This is a genomic window from Leptospira stimsonii (assembly GCF_003545885.1).
Taxonomy (GTDB): domain Bacteria; phylum Spirochaetota; class Leptospiria; order Leptospirales; family Leptospiraceae; genus Leptospira; species Leptospira stimsonii.
In genome coordinates this window covers 97,332-113,033 of the sequence record NZ_QHCT01000004.1, presented here as the reverse complement: position 1 = coordinate 113,033, position 15,702 = coordinate 97,332, and the positions used below count along the sequence as shown (strand labels likewise).

Here is a 15,702-nt window from a genome sequence, read left to right as displayed (position 1 = left end):
CGAACGACGTCGTGTTGATTTCAAAACGAGAAGATGGAATGTTCCGTTTTGAACATTCGGGCGAGTTTTGATAGGACTGACTTTTATATCTTATCCGATCCGGAATGGCAGAAAACACAGTTTCTTTTTTCCGATCGCGATTCGTTGTTTGATTGCGTTCTTACGATTCGTAAAACGACATCGTTCGAAGAAAGAAAACTTCTTGAATTCGTTTGCGGATTCGTTTTCGTTTTATCTTCGATTCCGACGGATCGTTTTTTGGTTTCGGGGACGCCTGCGTTCGCACTCAATCCTGCAAATAGCAGTAAGACCGCGATTTGGCTCTTTCTAACCATAGACTTCTTTCAATACCCTTTGCTTATTATAACCGTTTTATAGCTCGGTTTCCCACCCCAGCTGTCATAGATGATTATTTTCTTCTATGACATTTGTCATGTTTTCGAATTTATAAAGATGGAATTCGGAAGGTTTGCGACTTTGATCCTAAATAAGGAAAAGCCGATCGGACCGATGCTTCACAGGTTCGTGGTACTGTGGATTTTCCGTTTTGAAATTTTCGGGGGAAATCCTATCCGGAGGAGCTTTTTGGTTTTGAACGTCTAAGAAGCGTCAAATTAAAGTTAGACGCCATTTCAATAAAAATAAAATTTGAAAAGAAGATTCCATGGACTCGACGACCTACTCGTGTCGAACGGAATATTATTTCATCAAGAACTACCCTCTCCGATTGGGATCCGTTTTTGAGCCAAGGACAAACAACCACGCAGGATTGATACCAAGATGTTAGGAAAAAAAACGATTTCAGAGTTTAAGATTCAAATTCCCGAAGAAGAAATCCAATTTCTCAAAAACCGTTTGAAACAAACTCGTTTTGGTCCGCCGATCGATTCATCGAATTGGTCCGATGGCACGGACGCAGATTATCTGAAGGAATTGATTCGAGACTGGGGTACGAGGTATGATTGGCGCTCCCGCGAAATTCTACTCAATCGTTTCGATCATTTTCTCGCCGAGATCGAAGGAGCGAAAATTCATTTTATCCATGCGAAAGGAAAGGGTAAGAATCCGATTCCCCTTTTGCTCTTACAAGGATGGCCGAGTAGCTTTATTCAGATGTTGGATATCATTCCACTTCTTACCGAGGCGCGAGATGACGATACCCCAAGTTTCGACGTCGTCGCCGCATCCCTTCCCGGGTATTTATTCTCCGAAATTCCTTCAAAGCACGGAATGAGTTTTTCATTCATCGCCGATTTGATGCAGAAGTTAATGGTAGAAACATTGGGTTATAAAAAATATGCGGCTCGAGGTTCCGATCAAGGCGCTCTTGTGCAACAACAACTGGGTTTGAAGTATCCGGAGAATCTGATCGGGTTGCATCGAACGGGAATTACCCCATTCATAAATCCCTTGCCGGCGGATTTATCAGAAGAAGAAATTCAATACCAACAGAAGGTTGCGTCCTGGGCAAAGTCAGAAACCGCGTATGCAAGCCTGCAGGCGCTTAGACCGGAAACGATCACGCCCGCTCTTGCGGATTCTCCGATTGCTTTGGCGAGCTGGGTGATCGAAAAATTCCAAAGGTGGGGAGATTGTAACGGCGATCTGGATCGGCATTTTGGAAGAGACAAGTTATTGGATAATCTTTCTCTTCACTGGTTCTATGGAGCGGGCGCCGCTTCGGTCCGATTGTATCGGGAAGTGCTTCGGAATCCGGGCTTAAACGGTAAACTGAACGTTCCCACTGCGATCATCATGCCGCTTCGAGACGGAATCGCGGTGCCTTTTCCGAAAAGCTGGGCGGAACGTTTTTACAACGTCCAACGTTGGACCGTTTTGGAAAAAGGAGGTCATTTTTCGGAATGGGAAGTTCCGGAAACGATTGCGGAAGACATTCGATCGTTTTTTAAATCGCTTACGGAAAAAAGATAAATGGTTTTTGATAATTCATTTGTTCGTCCTAAGTTTTCGAAAGAAGAATGCATCGAAATTCTTTTTTAGAAGAACGTAAACTTTCCGTTCTCTTGCGGAAGAATAAGAATTTATGTTCGTTGGAAGTTAGAATATTTCAAAGAGCCTATTGAGACGATCCGGACTTTTGTTAAGCGAAGTCGTTTAATTTTAGGAATGTTTGTTGATTCCGGATTCTTTCGCTCAAAGAGGGCGAAGAATTCTTACTCAAAAATTTGGAGCAAACCGGTTCAATTGCAATCGGAGTAAAGAATATTCCGATTCTTTGCCTTCGATTCGATGGTAATCGATCGAGTCAGAGAAATTTCGCCTAACGCTGGAATCGTGGATTTGTCACAAAGCCAGCTGATGACATTTCCTTGAATGGATAGATTTCCGCATCCTCCGATAAATGTTTGATTCTTCCAAGCCATCACGTTTAGATTCCGGAACGAAATCTTTTCCGGTATTCCGTCCGGATAATGCGTTATGCTGATCTTAAAAGAATTTTCTCCCTGAAATAGATAATTCCATTCGTATTCGGGAGAGGTTTTGTCCTCATTCAAATTGACGTCGATTGTTTCCGGGACGGATGCCAACTCGAGTTGAAATGAAACGTCGTTTGTATTCTCATGAACGTTTCCCGATATCAAATCCAGATGACCGATTTCGTTGTTGGGAATATTCAAGAATCCGGCTTTGACGTCCCCGCTCGGGTCTGTAAAGCCGAACGGATTCTTATATGTTTGGGAAACACAGGGAAGGCTGGCCGTCGTGAGAAATAGATACGTTAGATAGTTGTCTCGGATTGGATCGTCTACTTGACTTTGGGAACACCTGGAAAAAATTAAGATGAGTAATAAACAGGAAAGAAATTTTTTCAACGTCAATGACTCCATGGGCAAATCGGAAAACCGGACCCGGACTGATAGGCACATGTGATTCCTCTTTGCAGGGAGCCGTTTTTTATATTTTGTGTTAAACTAATAAGGCTCTGATTGAAATTCAAATCGGTAAAACAGTTGGCTGTGGTCGTCGGTATCAAGGCGAGTTCCGCTTCAAGGCTGTTCAGTTGAACCAATTCCTCCGAGTTTAAGACTCGTGAAAAATTTCCAGGAACAAATTCCGAAGTTTCCAATCCGAGTTCCTTACAGCTAATTTGATTGGTAAATCGGAACTGAGATTCCACATTTGCTCCGTTCAGTCCTAACTGATCCTTGAACAACATCGAAGCCGGCGGAACCAAATTGGAATACTTTACAAAAAGTGGAGTTGCTCCGGTCGTGCAATTTGCAAAATTGATATTGATAAACGTAAGATCGTCTCTTCTATTTTGTAAAGTGGTCGCCGTTGCGATGTTATTGAAAAAGGTCAGATTGCAAGATTCGGCCGTTGTCTCATAACAAGTTGTCACTTTTCCGCTCGGGATTTGATTTGTTACCAAACAAGCTTTGAGAGTGGGAACTGCTACGCCGGAATTCGGCTGGAGTTGCCGATCCACAATCGCCAAAAGAAGATTCGGGTTGGATGCGTTTTCCCGAATACACTGAAACAGGAATATACTTAGCCATAACCCGAACTTGAGTAGATTGGTTTGAATTCTTACCAGCATTTTCCAGTGAAGAGACAAATGAGAAGGAGAAGATCAATTTCTGAAGGTACAATTACAACTTCGTCAGTTCCATGTTCTCCATCTGGGAGCGTTATTACAGTGTCATCTCCTGGGATGGAAACAGCTCCGTTGTATTTTGGAGGACCGTTTTTGAGAGAATTGTGCCAATCTAGTTCGATGACCTTGGCGGATAAGGCGGAAGCCCACACCGTATAGCCCAAGTAGTTCAAATGTCCGACCGGGTCTTGGTACAACCAAGGATTGGCGACCCAACACTGGCCGAACTCAAAACAATCTTTTTGTCGAATGAATAAGTGATACATCGGAAGAAAATGAACCTTGCCCTTGCTTACGTTCATTTCATTTGTTAGTTGTTCCAGAGGACCTTGGGTTAAAAACATACCAATGCTGGAGATCATACTGATATTATTTTTTATCGTATGAAGCCAGATCCAATACCACTCGTCTTTTCCCGTCGGAGATATTCCGCTGTTTTTAATTTGTGAGTGTAATACATTTAGCTCATCCAATCCCGTCTGGATCTCAATCGTACTCAATGCTTCATTGTACGCCTGCTTGATTCCGACGATGGCCTGTGCGAAATCGCCTTGTAGTTTATCCAAATCGATCGGCATATAGAGTAACGCCAACCAACCGAATGGAGGCAGTAGCGTGAGTATAGCTTTTTGTGTATCGTCGTGGAGAGCCGTTGCTTGGCTATCGTGAAGTTGGTTCATATACGATGTGAAATTGTAACCGGGTTGGACGGCACCCACATTGAAATATTGAGAATAATTTCCTAAGGTCGGGCTATACGATAGATTGGGAAAATTTCCCATTACGAGTACATCTTTATCCCTTCTCGGGTGCCTTAATTGAAATAGAATTGCTTTCGTATTGTAAATTACCCGATCAACTACAGAGGGAAATTTCCAAGGCATAAAGGTCAGCATCAAAGAGTTATGCCAGAAATCGTTTCCTCCGATTTCGAATGCAACGTTGGGTGCTGTTTTGAAGTTGAAACGTTTTACATCGCTCTCCGCACATTTCGTAATTAAATTGTAAACGCTATTTGTGGTATATCCGCCGATCGCTAAATTTTGTACATTCCATTCTATACCGAAATTCATCAGAGTTAAAAATTTATCCCAACCAAAATAACCGTAGGCACCTTCATTTACAAAATCACCTAAACTATCCCCGTACATCGTTAGGAAGGTTTTATTGGGTTCAAAGGATTCCGGATTGTTATCATCGAATTGCGTATTACAGTTTGTAACTTTAACAAGATGGTCGTAAGTATGGTTTTCATCCGGGAACCAAAATGTAATGCTATTCTTATCTGCAAGAAGGGTATTACTATAAATAAGAATAAAAAGAGAAATTTTAAATGTGACTGAGTTAAAAGTATTCTTTTTCATATAATTTCCTTTTTTAGTGCGCATTCAAGGAATCAGCTAGGGAAGGTGTTGTAAATGTTATAGTTCCGGATCCAGATACGGCGGTTAGCTTCGTGAAAAAGTTGGATCTTTGCTTAGGCAACGGCGGCGTTTCTAAATCAATGAACACCGTTTCTAATTGTCCTGAAAGATTTGAATCATTATTTGCTGCGAATTCAATTGGACTATTGCCACATTTAGGAGTTACCAACTTAATTTCTTGTCCTGGATTTTCTTGAATAGTGAAGGTGAAAAATCTTGTTGAACTGGAATTTTTATCTTTTGGAGTAGATAGTCTTGCCCGATTATCAAAAATATAAGTATCCCCTGCTTTCATAAATCGTGTATAAGTTCCCGGTTCTAAAATCGGAATCTGGTCAGTCGGTGGACAGAACTGATTGAAGTCGAGATCGGGAACTACGAAAAACAAAGTATAAAATATGAACTGGTCGTTATTGATGCCATTGGTTTTTCCTTTATTCGAATTTTCGAATTCTCCATTGCAATGAAAAGCGAGCCAGCAGGTAAAGGTTAGGACCATCATTTTTTTTAACATAGTGTTTCTCCGTGATTTTCGTCTTTAAGATTGAATGAACTCATAGTGGTCTTTGATTATAAATTTTCTGTTTAAAGTAGATTTTCATGATTTGCGAATATAGCCTGCTTCTTTATTTTTCAATGTGCGTTGAGTGGATCAGGTGCGGTTGGTGTTGTGAAAGATATTGTTCCAGAGCCGGATATAGCGGTGAGCTTAGTAAAAAAGCCAGTTCGCTTTTGAGGAAGCGGAGGAGTCATTAAATCAATGTAGACTGTTTCCATTTGACCGGGCTGTCCTGAATCATTATATGCGCCGTATTCTGTCTGGCTATTCCCGCAAGATGGTGTTTTTAGTTTAATCTCCTGTCCTGGGTTTTCCTGGATGACAAAAGTGAAATACCTTCTTTCGCCCGCTGGAGCTGACTGTTGAAATCTTGCACGATTATCAAAAATAAATGTATCTCCTGCTTGCATAAATCGTGTATGAGTTCCTGGTTCTAAAATGGGGATCTGGTCGGTCGGTGGACAGAATTGATTGAAGTCGAGATTGGGAACGACAAAGAACAAAGAATACGTTAACAGAAAATTGTTATCCAATCCGTTCGTTGTTCCTTTATTCGAATTTTCGAATTCTCCATTACAATGAAAAGCGAGCCAACAGGCAAAGGTTAGGGTTATCATTTTTTTTAACGTTGGGTTCTCCATGATTTTCATATTTAATTGGTATTTCGTTTTCAATTTATCAATAATACTGCTATATCCGCTTTTAGTTTTCATACTTGTTATTTTCATAAAAGATATCTAATGTGGTGGATCTTGTGCAAGAGGTGTTGTAATCGTAAAAGTTCCGGAACCTGAAATCGCCTTAATCTTTGTAAAAAAACCGTTTCGATTTTGAGCAAGTGGCGGTATTTTTAAGTCTATGTAAACATTTTCTAACTGTCCAGAAAGACCTGAATCATCGTAGGCACCATATTCATTCGCACTTGTTCCACAAACGGGGCTAACCAGTTTGATTTCTTGACCAGGGGATTCTTGAATGGCGAAGGAAAAAAATGCGGAAAAACCTCGAGCAACATTTGGATTGCCGCCCGCATTCAATCTTGCCCGATTATCAAAAATAAACGTATCCCCTGCTTGCATAAATCGTGTATGCGTCCCCGGTTCTAAAATGGGGATTTGTTCGGTCGGTGGACAGAATTGATTGAAGTCGAGATTGGGAACTACAAAGAAAAAAGAATACGTTAACAGAAAATTGTTATCCAATCCGTTTGTTGTCCCTTTATTCGAATTTTCGAATTCTCCATTGCAATGAGCTGTGAATAAACAGATCAATCCGAGTAAACCAAGAATCCGTATCATATCGACGTAACACCTCGTTTGACCAATTCTTCGTTTACTTTTTGCCGGATTGAGACGGCCTTCTCTCTTGACATGAGTAAGAAGGAAGTTGGAATTCCGTTTGGCGTATTCCCATAATCCATCATAAATCGAATCATCACAAGACTGAGTGTAAAATTCTCGCGCACCTTGATGAGTTCGGGAACGGTCATTGTTTTGAGATCCCCCGCGATTCTTCCGTAAAACGCGTCTGCGGCTTGACTTTCTGTTTGAAGGATCTGCTGTTCGGTTCCATACGTTGGCACCGGGTAAGACTCTCCTTTGAGTTCCGCTTCGACCTTCGCTTCCAACTCTGTGTCGCTTAACGGTCGATTGAATAGAACGTCTCTGGATGCCATTGAAGATTCCTTTACAAACTTCTGATCCAATTGACCGTTTTCGTTCATCATTTTAAAAGTCTCCTCGATTGCGGCTCTTTCGTTGTCAGAAATTGCGGGTAGAGTGGCAAGAGGTGATCCCGGAGGTGGAGTCGGAATTCCGAGATCTGCGGGCGTATATGGAGTGACACCCGCGGCAAAAAGGGCCGGTAATTTTCCGGAACTCGGTTTTATACAAGCCGAAGAAAGAACGGAGAACATGAGTAAAAACGTATATAGTAAAAAATGAATGGTCTTTTTGGCCATAGATTTCACCAGCATTTCCCAGTAAGGAGGCAAATTAGAATTAGCAAATCGATTGGGACCGGTGTCGGGTCGACGGCATGAGGCGGTATGTCCGTAACGATGTCGTCGGTATCTCCTGGTGGCGTGTAGGCCACTCCTCCGTTACGTGGGATCGTATCCTCATCCCACCCTAATTCTAAAATCTTATTGGATAATCTCTGTGACCATATTACATACCCAAGCATGTTCACGTGTCCCGGTAGGAAATCTCTGTATAAAGGTGGATGTCCTACAAAACAGCTGAAGTAAATATTGCAATCGTCCGGATGTAAAAAGTCGTTATATAACGGTAAGAAATGGACATAGTTTCCCCCTTTTCTGTTCGGAACGATTTTTGTCGGGTGAGATCTATTTTTGCTATACTCGTTCTCTTGTTGAACAACCGCTTCCACAAAGGGTTGTATCATTCCCAAGGCAATGCTTAGTATCGTCGTCGGACTTTTGGATTCGATATACAACCAGCGAACATACCAATCCGCGGCTGAGCTTTGATATTGTTGAAAGACAGGCAACTTCGGATCGTGGGCTTGCGAAGGATCATAAGGTTTAGAATAGAGCGATTCCAGATATTCTCCCGTGTTTTCCACAAAGTCGGTCCACCGGGCGTCCAAAGACGTTTGGTCTTTTAGATAAAAATCATCTAACAGCTTTTTTCCCATATTGAAATAATCGCCCATATGCCCCATGCTAGGGCTCCAAGAAAGGGTGGGAAAATTTCCCATCAACAGCACGTCTTTATCCACTTGTGGATGACGTAATAAGCGGATGATTCCTCTTACGTTCTCAGCGACTTGTTCGGGAATTCCTTTTACGATTGCGGTTTCTGGTTTATTCGGATCCGGAAACGGATTTGGATAGGAAAACAATTTCCACGGCATGATCGCTAACGGTATCGATACAAAGAATACGTCGTTCCCACCGGCCTCAAAGGCAACGTGATTGGAAGTTAGAAATGAGTTTCGAGCATCGATTTGTAAACAGCGACTGATTGCTTCGTAGATGCTTACCGTAGTCCAGCCACCGACCGCGAAGTTTTGGATCCGCCATTGCACTTCCGGATGGTGGTAATTGAGGTATTCGCTCCAACCGTAAATTCCATATCCAAAGAGATCGACAAAATCACCGAGGCTATCTCCAAAGAAAGTAACAAAGGGCAAAGGTCTATCTGGATAAATTGGGTTCGTTGCGAAATGTGAATTTGTATTACAAGTATTGACTGGATCAAGTAGACTTATTGCTCTCGGAAAATCCTCTGCCAAATTAAGGGTCGGCATCGTTAAAAAAGCGAGACAACCTAAACTAAAAAAAATATTCTTCATTTTGATTCCTAATAGATTTATTGTGGCCCAGGTGGGATTGTGATCGTAACGTTTCCGGATCCAGTTGTTGCCTTAATTGTTGTCACTACCCCGCCTTCTGAACTTTGGGAACCGAAAAAAATATTAAATATTTCTAATTGACCGGCAAGGCCAGAATCCGGATTGAAATTCGAATTCATAGTATAGATTGGTTGTGGATTCGAAAAAATGAAATTCACCATACAGCCTTGAATGGACAATTTTACTTCTTGTCCAATGGATTCTTGCAATTGAATTCTGAACGTGTTGTGATTTGGTTTTGCCAAAAGTCTGGTTTTAAAATCGAACCAAAATTCTTCCCCCTGATTCAAGTGCACGGTTGTTGTTCCTGTATCCAAAAGCTTGTAAGGCGGACAATTGTATCTATAGTAGTAGAATTCCGTGGCCATAATGGTCGCGAGTAAGTTGCTCGTTTCGGTCTCATTCTTTTGTTCCTTTGCGTATCCGCAGTGAACTATCAGTATGACTGAAATTCCCATCTTGAGGATTTTTTGGATGTGTTTGGTTTTCATTTTAGCTCTCCCGAAATAAATTAAAAATAATTACAGCGGCCCGTTAGGAATTGTGATCGTAACGTATCCAGAACCAGAAACAGACTTAATAGTCGTTACCCCCTGACCTTCAGGACTTTGTGCAAAAGTGAGATTGAAAGTTTCCGTTTGTCCAGTGAGTCCCGAATCGGCATTGAAGTTGGGATTCATTGGAAAGGTTGATTTTGGATCCGTAAGAATATGGTTAATGAAGCAGTTCCTGATTGAAAGTTTTACATCTTGTCCTATTGCTTCCTGAACCCGAATTTGATACGTTTTGATTATCACTGGCCCTTCAATTCTGGCTTTAAAATCGAACCAGAATTCTTCCCCCTGATCCAAGTGCACGGTTGTTGTTCCTGCATCCAAAAGCTTGTAAGGCGGACAGTTGTATCTATAGTAGTAGAATTCCGTAGCCATGATGGTCGCGAGTAAGTTGCTCGTTTCTGTCTCGTTCTTTTGTTCCTTTGCGTATCCGCAGTGAGATAGGGTGAAAAAGGACAAGAAGAAATAAAATGAAACTTTCGCGCCACTTATCATATCTGAGTCACCCCTCTTTTAATGAGCTCGAGATTTACTTTTTGTCGTAAGGCGACGGCCTTATCTCTCGCCATGAGCAAAAATTCCTGAGGGAGCCCTGCAGGATCATTGTAATCCATTTGGATTCTTGTAATCGCGAGTGTCATGGTAAGTTGTTTGCGAACGTTAATGAGCTCTTGATTGGTGAGTGTTGGAAACTGTGCTTGGATCTTTGTATAAAAATCGTCTGCAAGTTTAGATTCTCTTTGGAATAGATGTTCTTTAGGAGGAGCGGATTTCGGAGTGTAAGAAGTTCCGTTAATTGCATTTTCAATCTTCGCGTCAAGTTCTTGGTCGTTGATTGGAACATAGCGAATGCTTTCCCAAGCGGCGATCGAAGATTTTTGAAAATATTCCTGCGACAAATACCCCATTTCATTCATGGCACGAAGAGTCTCTTCGATTGTGGCTCTTTCGTTGTCAGAAATTGCGGGCAGTGTGGCAAGAGGTGATCCCGGAGGTGGAGTCGGAATTCCGAGATCTGCGGGCGTATATGGAGTGACACCCGCGGCGAACAAGTTCGGCAATTTTCCGGAACTCGGTTTGATACAAGCAGTCGAGAGGATAAAAAATATTAAACAAATTGTATATTTAAAAATGAGAATGTGTTTGAATCGAGTCGGTTTCATTTGGTTTTCCTTAAAAATTTTGTGTGATTCCGAATTGGAAGGATGAGATTCCGGAAAGAGAGGCTTTTGGGTCGATCCAATCGGATACCGATTTGATTTCTCTGCCGGGAATTCTTAGATCTTGATAATGATCGTTTCTTCCGAAGCGAACATAAGCCTTGATCGTCGTAAACGTAAAAAAACCGAGGGTGATTCCGGCTAACGTTTGATATCTTGTGTTTGCGTTTTGAAAGGCCGCTTTCTCGTGTCCGTTGAATCCGGAGTATGAATTTTTTAGAGCGTTATTTTGTTGGACCGCATCCGCATACGCCGCCGTGGTGAGAAGTAAAAGCGCCACTTTGATCCAGCGCGTATAAGAATCTTCCCATTGTCCGTTTGTGGAATTCGGATCTTGTGGAAACCCTTTCCATTGTGTTTCAGAGGACGCGTGAAAATAAAGAATGGATTCCCATGCGCTTCCCATCGAGGAAGAATTTTGAATTTTACGAGCGTATTCTTCCGAAACGAAATCGAGAACTTGATTCTTGGAAATTTTTTTACCGATCCTTGCATTTCGAATAAAATAAGAATCGGAGAGATCACTTACGTCTCCTTGGATTCCCGGCCCTTCCTTCAGGAGAAGAATTCCAGTTCTAAAAGGAGAATTCGGAAGAACTTCCGCGGAAATCGGAATTGAAAATGAGATCAGGATTGCCGCGATCCAAAAAGCAATTTTCAAAACCATTGGACGGCCTCCGCATCCACTTTGGTTTGAACGATCTCTGTTCCTCTTTTCTCATTAAAAAGAATCCAAGATTTTCCCCCGCTTTTTCGGACTTGGTACGAGAGAAAACGAATCTTTCTTCCTTTTAAGAATCCGGGTGGATGAGGGAGAATTTCCGCCGAAGAAATCCATTCTTTTGTTATTTCGTTTTTTGGGACGGAATTCCTCTCCGCTTCCCTTTCAGAGGAATGGTTTGGGGCTTGCGGGATTTTTCTAAAAACAAAGAAGAGATTTAATGTGATGGAAAGAAGGAGAAGCGTTAGGAGAAACATCTCCTTTTTATTAAATTTTGGAAAAGAAGCCATAGTTTTACTATCTTTTATACTCTCCAGACAACAGTTTGAAGACATTGTTTTTAAAAAAAGAGATTTATTTCACACTTTCCTCTAAAATATCCGTTGTTTGATCATTGGATTTGTTTTATAAACAAAGTAGGAAAGATCGGAAAAATTTGTTTTTAAAGAATTCGGAATGGAACGCTTATAGTTCGCTGAAACGTTCTTAGTTTTTCTGACAAAAAGATTTCTTCAAAAAAGTTTTTGAAAACGGACTGAAAGTCCTTTGCGTTTAGAATTACGGCGGAGCTAAATTGGAAATTGTCTTCGGTTCATTTTGTTAAGCGAAGTCGTTCTTAGATTCATTCTGATCGATCCGTTCGCTTTTTTTAAGGATGAAATTTGAATGGTTCCATCCGTTCGATTTCCAATAGAAATAAATTCTTTATTGAGAATTCGATTTCGAAAGTGTTGGGTCGTCATTGGAGGCGGTTGGAACTTGGATCATTTTTCTCCGTCGGATCTTCTCCAAAAAGCCGCCAAAATACTTCCGAGGAGCGAATGCACCAAGCTGGAAATCGCGGCTGGGATGGCGACTAACGGATCCGGAAAATTATTCCGGGAAAGAACAACTCCGAGTCCGGAATTTTGCATTCCGACTTCGATGGAAATCGTTCTCGCCGTTTTTCGATTTCGGATTAATAACCAGGAAAGAACGTAACCGAAGAAGAATCCGGATGCGTGCAAGCTCACAACTCCCAGAATCAAAATCCCTGCCGACTGGATAATTTTTTCTCTTCCCGCTCCCAAGATCGAGGACACGATCATTGTGATCAGGATCACAGCAATCAAAGGAGATACGATCTGAATTTTTTTCGAAAACTTGGGTATATAAGAATTCAATAATACTCCCAATGCTACGGGAAGGATCACCACTTGAAACGTATCGAAGAACAATCCTCCCGCGGATGCTTGTACGCCCTGCCCGATCAAGAGCAAGGTAAGAATGGGAGTCATAAAGACGGAAAGAATCGTGGAAGACGCGGTCATCGAAACCGAAAGCGCCAGATCTCCTTTGGCGAGATACGTGATCACGTTAGACGCCACCCCACCCGGGCAACAGGACACGACAATGAGCCCGGTCGCGAGCGGGGTCGGTAGATCGAGAAGAATTCCGATTCCCCATCCGGAAAGGGGCATCACGGTGTATTGTAAAATCACTCCTGCAAAAACCGGAATCGGCGTTTTGAAAACGTCTTTGAAGTCTTGCGGTAAAAGTGTGATTCCCATTCCGAGCATCGTTACACCGAGACCGTAAGTGATCCAAGGACCCGTGAACCAGGTAAACCACTGCGGATAAAAAAAGGAAAGAATCGAACCGCTCAGAACCCAGACCGGAAACAAAAGAGTTCCGATCTCGCTGATTTTTTGAAATTTGTTTGTTGCCAATGGATTTTTAACTTCCTAAGGATGATTCTTTGTTTCGTTTTCTAAACGTGAGGGAAGAATTTCTTTTGCTTTTTCAATCTTAGAATTCACCACAAGGAACCGAACGATTTATTGTAATAGCTCCTACAATTTCCGGGAGACAGTCCTTTGAAACGGTTTGAAAATTCTCAAACGAACGTTCTTCTTTCCATCTTTTCTCTGAAAAGTTCTCGATTGAATCGTTCCACGAGCCGCCCCTTTCGAACTTGTCCCTGCAACCTCGAAGAGAATCTTCAGAGAAAGGAAATGGAACAGAGGAGCTCCTACAAAATCCATCGAAGTGATCCGTTTCTCACGTTCCGGCCGATTCTTCCTTGCGAGATTTTGTAAGAGTTCCCACAACTTTTCTTTCGAAAAAAATGCCGACTCACAATACGGAATCCGAATTCCTCGGAAGATCTTCGTAAGAGTTTCCACTTTTCGAAACTCGAAAAAACGTTCCGTTCTTTCCTTTAGGAGAAATTAGCGATCAATTCTACAACACGATCCAGTTGGTCTTTTCGATTGTAGATATGAGGGGAAAAACGAACCTTCCCGAGACGAAGGGCGCACATCACACCATTCTTCTTGAGATAGGAAACAAGATCCTCCATCGAAATTCCTTCCTTATATCCGACTACGATTCCGGTTCTGTAATCCGGGAAATGATCGAGTTCAATCTGGAATCCGATTCCTTTCATTCCTTCCGAAAGATAATCGGCGAGTTCGTAGATTCTTTCCATCACCGTATGAAAGCCGATTTTCTGAAGCATCTCAAGCGTGGATTGAAAGTAAACCCAATCCAGAAAGTTCCCGCTCGAGATTTCATACCGATCCGCTCCCGGTTTGAGTTCCGAGCGATAAGGCAAATAAACCTCGTCGTTAATAACGGAGCCGGTTCCTTTGAAAGGAAATGCTAACGTATCGATCTTATCTTGTTGGATGTACAACATTCCGAGTCCTAACGGACCAAGAAGCCATTTCCAGGCGGGAAAGGCTATGTATTTCAGTTTCATCTTTCTTACGTCGATCGGAACCATGCCGACTCCCTGTGCTCCGTCGAGAACGAAGTCGATTCCTTTCGAATCCAAGAAGTTTCCGATTTCCTCCAAAGGAAACGGCATTCCCGTGCACCAGTGAACGGCGGAAAGAGAAACGATTTTCGTTTGAGAAGAAACCGCGGCCTTGAGATTGTCCAGAAATTGATCCGGAGTATTTGCCATCGGAATGGTTCCGATATTTACTCCTTTTTCTTTCCAGTGTTCCCAAGGATAGATATTGCTCGGATATTCGTTTTCTAAAAGAAGAATTTCATCTCCTGCCTTGAGACGAAATCCGAGCGAAAGAAAGTTCATTCCTTCGTTCGTGTTGTGTATAACGCAAAGTTCTTCCGGATCGCAGTGGATCAGTCCGGCCACGATCTTTCGAATCGAATGTTTTACGTTTCCGTATTTTCGAACATCGGTCAATACGCCTTTTTTGGCGTAACCTTCCAAATATTCTTGAACCGTCTGAATCGTCTCTGAATTGCAAGGAGTGGTTCCGCAATTGTTCAACCAGATCATTTCCTGATTCACAGGATAAAGATCTTGGATTTCCTTCCAATCTGTAATCGCGGCGGACTGCATTCTTATCGTTTACCTTTTTTTCTTTGCCTTCGCAGAAGTTTTCTTTTTCGGCGCTAACTTTTTCTTGGGAGCCGCTTTTTTGGGAACGGATTTCTTCACCGTTTTTTTCGGTTTTGCCGCCGCTTTTTTGACGGCAGATTTTTTCTTCGGCGCGGCCTTCTTCGCTACGGGTTTGCTCGCTGATTTTTTAGGAGCTGGCGCTACCGCTTTTTTTGCGGTTGGAGTCGGAGCCGGTTTTGCCGTAGGCGCGGGTTTTGCAACGGGAGCCTTCGTTTTTTTCGGAGCCGAAGAACTCTTCGTCGGTTTTGTCTCCGCCTTGGCTACTTCCTCGGCTTGTTCGTCCCAGAAAAACGTTCCTTGTCCGGAGCCGGATTGATCGAGTCCGTTCAATTCCGTTTCCAGAAGGGATTGGTAGTTGTTATTGTAATCTTTCAATTTGGTGAAGAGAGACTTGATGTTCACGTCCTCGAACTTGTTTGCAAGTTTCTCATAAAAGGAAACACTATTCTCCGCTTCCCGAATCGCGAGTTCGAGCGCCTCGTGTGCGTCCTTACTTCCCGGTCCAGAAATGGTTCTTTCCACCTTGTTCATCATTCTCTGAAGAGTGGAATCGTGAAACTTATGAATCGCGGTGAGTTGTTTTAAATTCGGAAGTTCGGAACCTTCGGCTTGTTCGTACAATTCCGTAATGAATTTGATATGATCGTCGACTTCTTCTGCGAGTCTTTCAAAAAGCTCTTTTGTGTTTCCGGGAGGAAGTTTTTCGTAAGTGCTCATGTAAAACTCGAAGTAATCCTTTTCGTGTTGGATCGCGGCGGCTACCGCTTCTAAAAATGTCGTTTCTTTTAAGGGTTTAATATTCATAATAAAGA

General features: G+C 42.3%; 17 protein-coding genes and 1 pseudogene. 2 read left to right on the top strand and 16 right to left on the bottom strand.

All coding sequences use genetic code 11. The annotated features are described in order from the left end of the window. The first annotated feature begins 33 nt into the window (after positions 1–33). Positions 34–378 carry a hypothetical protein gene (locus DLM75_RS14930; protein ID WP_118969310.1) on the top strand — a complete coding sequence of 115 codons (345 nt, stop codon included), beginning with the start codon at positions 34–36 and terminating at the stop codon, positions 376–378. Positions 379–780: 402 nt separating this feature from the next. Continuing rightward, entirely contained in the window at positions 781–1,932 is a 1,152-nt protein-coding gene (locus DLM75_RS14925) for an epoxide hydrolase family protein (RefSeq protein ID WP_118969309.1), read from the top strand. Positions 1,933–2,201: 269 nt separating this feature from the next. On the opposite strand, the gene DLM75_RS14920 is transcribed toward DLM75_RS14925, so the two are convergent. The 16 genes and pseudogenes from DLM75_RS14920 to DLM75_RS14835 form a co-directional block, all read right to left on the bottom strand. Beyond that, positions 2,202–2,849, bottom strand: coding sequence for a hypothetical protein (locus tag DLM75_RS14920; RefSeq protein ID WP_118969308.1), 648 nt, complete (start codon positions 2,847–2,849; stop codon positions 2,202–2,204). Next, entirely contained in the window at positions 2,837–3,562 is a 726-nt protein-coding gene (locus DLM75_RS14915; protein ID WP_118969307.1) for an LA_1694 family PerA/PerB upregulated protein, read from the bottom strand. The genes DLM75_RS14920 and DLM75_RS14915 overlap by 13 nt, the downstream gene beginning before the upstream one ends. Next, on the bottom strand, positions 3,553–4,983 hold the full coding sequence (locus DLM75_RS14910) for an LIC10707 family hydrolase (RefSeq protein ID WP_118969306.1): 1,431 nt from the start codon (positions 4,981–4,983) through the stop codon (positions 3,553–3,555). Before DLM75_RS14910 ends, DLM75_RS14915 begins: the two co-directional genes overlap by 10 nt. A gap of 13 nt (positions 4,984–4,996) precedes the next feature. Next, positions 4,997–5,557: an LIC_10705 family lipoprotein gene (locus DLM75_RS14905; protein ID WP_118969305.1), complete on the bottom strand. Its 561-nt coding sequence runs from the start codon at positions 5,555–5,557 to the stop codon at positions 4,997–4,999. A 119-nt stretch (positions 5,558–5,676) separates the two neighbouring features. Next, a complete protein-coding gene (locus DLM75_RS14900; protein WP_118969607.1) occupies positions 5,677–6,243 on the bottom strand; it encodes an LIC_10705 family lipoprotein in 567 nt (188 codons plus the stop codon). A gap of 96 nt (positions 6,244–6,339) precedes the next feature. Then, a complete protein-coding gene (locus tag DLM75_RS14895; protein ID WP_118969304.1) occupies positions 6,340–6,900 on the bottom strand; it encodes an LIC_10705 family lipoprotein in 561 nt (186 codons plus the stop codon). Then, a pseudogene (locus DLM75_RS14890) lies at positions 6,897–7,496 on the bottom strand (hypothetical protein); the annotation flags it as partial. The gene DLM75_RS14895 and the pseudogene DLM75_RS14890, both read right to left, overlap by 4 nt. A 71-nt stretch (positions 7,497–7,567) precedes the next feature. Beyond that, positions 7,568–8,758: an SGNH/GDSL hydrolase family protein gene (locus tag DLM75_RS14885; RefSeq protein WP_147456643.1), complete on the bottom strand. Its 1,191-nt coding sequence runs from the start codon at positions 8,756–8,758 to the stop codon at positions 7,568–7,570. A 179-nt stretch (positions 8,759–8,937) separates the two neighbouring features. Further along, positions 8,938–9,471 (bottom strand): hypothetical protein, encoded by a 534-nt coding sequence (locus tag DLM75_RS14880; RefSeq protein ID WP_118969301.1) that lies wholly within the window; start codon positions 9,469–9,471, stop codon positions 8,938–8,940. A 30-nt stretch (positions 9,472–9,501) separates the two neighbouring features. Continuing rightward, a complete protein-coding gene (locus DLM75_RS14875) occupies positions 9,502–10,029 on the bottom strand; it encodes a hypothetical protein (RefSeq protein ID WP_118969300.1) in 528 nt (175 codons plus the stop codon). Next, on the bottom strand, positions 10,026–10,697 hold the full coding sequence (locus tag DLM75_RS14870) for a hypothetical protein (protein ID WP_167731766.1): 672 nt from the start codon (positions 10,695–10,697) through the stop codon (positions 10,026–10,028). The genes DLM75_RS14875 and DLM75_RS14870 overlap by 4 nt, the downstream gene beginning before the upstream one ends. A 10-nt stretch (positions 10,698–10,707) precedes the next feature. Then, complete coding sequence (locus DLM75_RS14860; protein WP_118969299.1) at positions 10,708–11,421, bottom strand: hypothetical protein; 714 nt, start codon at positions 11,419–11,421, stop codon at positions 10,708–10,710. Then, the gene (locus tag DLM75_RS14855) at positions 11,412–11,765 is read right to left on the bottom strand and encodes a hypothetical protein (RefSeq protein WP_118969298.1); all 354 of its coding nucleotides are present in this window, start codon (positions 11,763–11,765) and stop codon (positions 11,412–11,414) included. The genes DLM75_RS14860 and DLM75_RS14855 overlap by 10 nt, the downstream gene beginning before the upstream one ends. Positions 11,766–12,239: 474 nt before the next feature. Continuing rightward, on the bottom strand, positions 12,240–13,184 hold the full coding sequence (locus tag DLM75_RS14850) for a bile acid:sodium symporter family protein (RefSeq protein ID WP_118969297.1): 945 nt from the start codon (positions 13,182–13,184) through the stop codon (positions 12,240–12,242). A gap of 491 nt (positions 13,185–13,675) precedes the next feature. Next, positions 13,676–14,830, bottom strand: a complete 1,155-nt coding sequence (locus DLM75_RS14840) for an aminotransferase class V-fold PLP-dependent enzyme (RefSeq protein WP_118969295.1) — start codon at positions 14,828–14,830, stop codon at positions 13,676–13,678. A gap of 9 nt (positions 14,831–14,839) precedes the next feature. Beyond that, on the bottom strand, positions 14,840–15,694 hold the full coding sequence (locus DLM75_RS14835) for a ferritin-like domain-containing protein (RefSeq protein WP_118969294.1): 855 nt from the start codon (positions 15,692–15,694) through the stop codon (positions 14,840–14,842). Between the last annotated feature and the right edge of the window lie 8 nt (positions 15,695–15,702).

Coding starts and splice junctions, on each gene's coding strand:
- DLM75_RS14840 (WP_118969295.1), bottom strand. CDS start 14,830: ATGCAGTCCGCCGCGATTACAGATTGGAAGGAAATCCAAGATCTTTAT.
- DLM75_RS14895 (WP_118969304.1), bottom strand. CDS start 6,900: ATGATACGGATTCTTGGTTTACTCGGATTGATCTGTTTATTCACAGCT.
- DLM75_RS14835 (WP_118969294.1), bottom strand. CDS start 15,694: ATGAATATTAAACCCTTAAAAGAAACGACATTTTTAGAAGCGGTAGCC.
- DLM75_RS14925 (WP_118969309.1), top strand. CDS start 781: ATGTTAGGAAAAAAAACGATTTCAGAGTTTAAGATTCAAATTCCCGAA.
- DLM75_RS14880 (WP_118969301.1), bottom strand. CDS start 9,471: ATGAAAACCAAACACATCCAAAAAATCCTCAAGATGGGAATTTCAGTC.
- DLM75_RS14910 (WP_118969306.1), bottom strand. CDS start 4,983: ATGAAAAAGAATACTTTTAACTCAGTCACATTTAAAATTTCTCTTTTT.
- DLM75_RS14855 (WP_118969298.1), bottom strand. CDS start 11,765: ATGGCTTCTTTTCCAAAATTTAATAAAAAGGAGATGTTTCTCCTAACG.
- DLM75_RS14860 (WP_118969299.1), bottom strand. CDS start 11,421: ATGGTTTTGAAAATTGCTTTTTGGATCGCGGCAATCCTGATCTCATTT.
- DLM75_RS14920 (WP_118969308.1), bottom strand. CDS start 2,849: ATGGAGTCATTGACGTTGAAAAAATTTCTTTCCTGTTTATTACTCATC.
- DLM75_RS14905 (WP_118969305.1), bottom strand. CDS start 5,557: ATGTTAAAAAAAATGATGGTCCTAACCTTTACCTGCTGGCTCGCTTTT.
- DLM75_RS14900 (WP_118969607.1), bottom strand. CDS start 6,243: ATGGAGAACCCAACGTTAAAAAAAATGATAACCCTAACCTTTGCCTGT.
- DLM75_RS14915 (WP_118969307.1), bottom strand. CDS start 3,562: ATGCTGGTAAGAATTCAAACCAATCTACTCAAGTTCGGGTTATGGCTA.
- DLM75_RS14875 (WP_118969300.1), bottom strand. CDS start 10,029: ATGATAAGTGGCGCGAAAGTTTCATTTTATTTCTTCTTGTCCTTTTTC.
- DLM75_RS14870 (WP_167731766.1), bottom strand. CDS start 10,697: ATGAAACCGACTCGATTCAAACACATTCTCATTTTTAAATATACAATT.
- DLM75_RS14930 (WP_118969310.1), top strand. CDS start 34: ATGGAATGTTCCGTTTTGAACATTCGGGCGAGTTTTGATAGGACTGAC.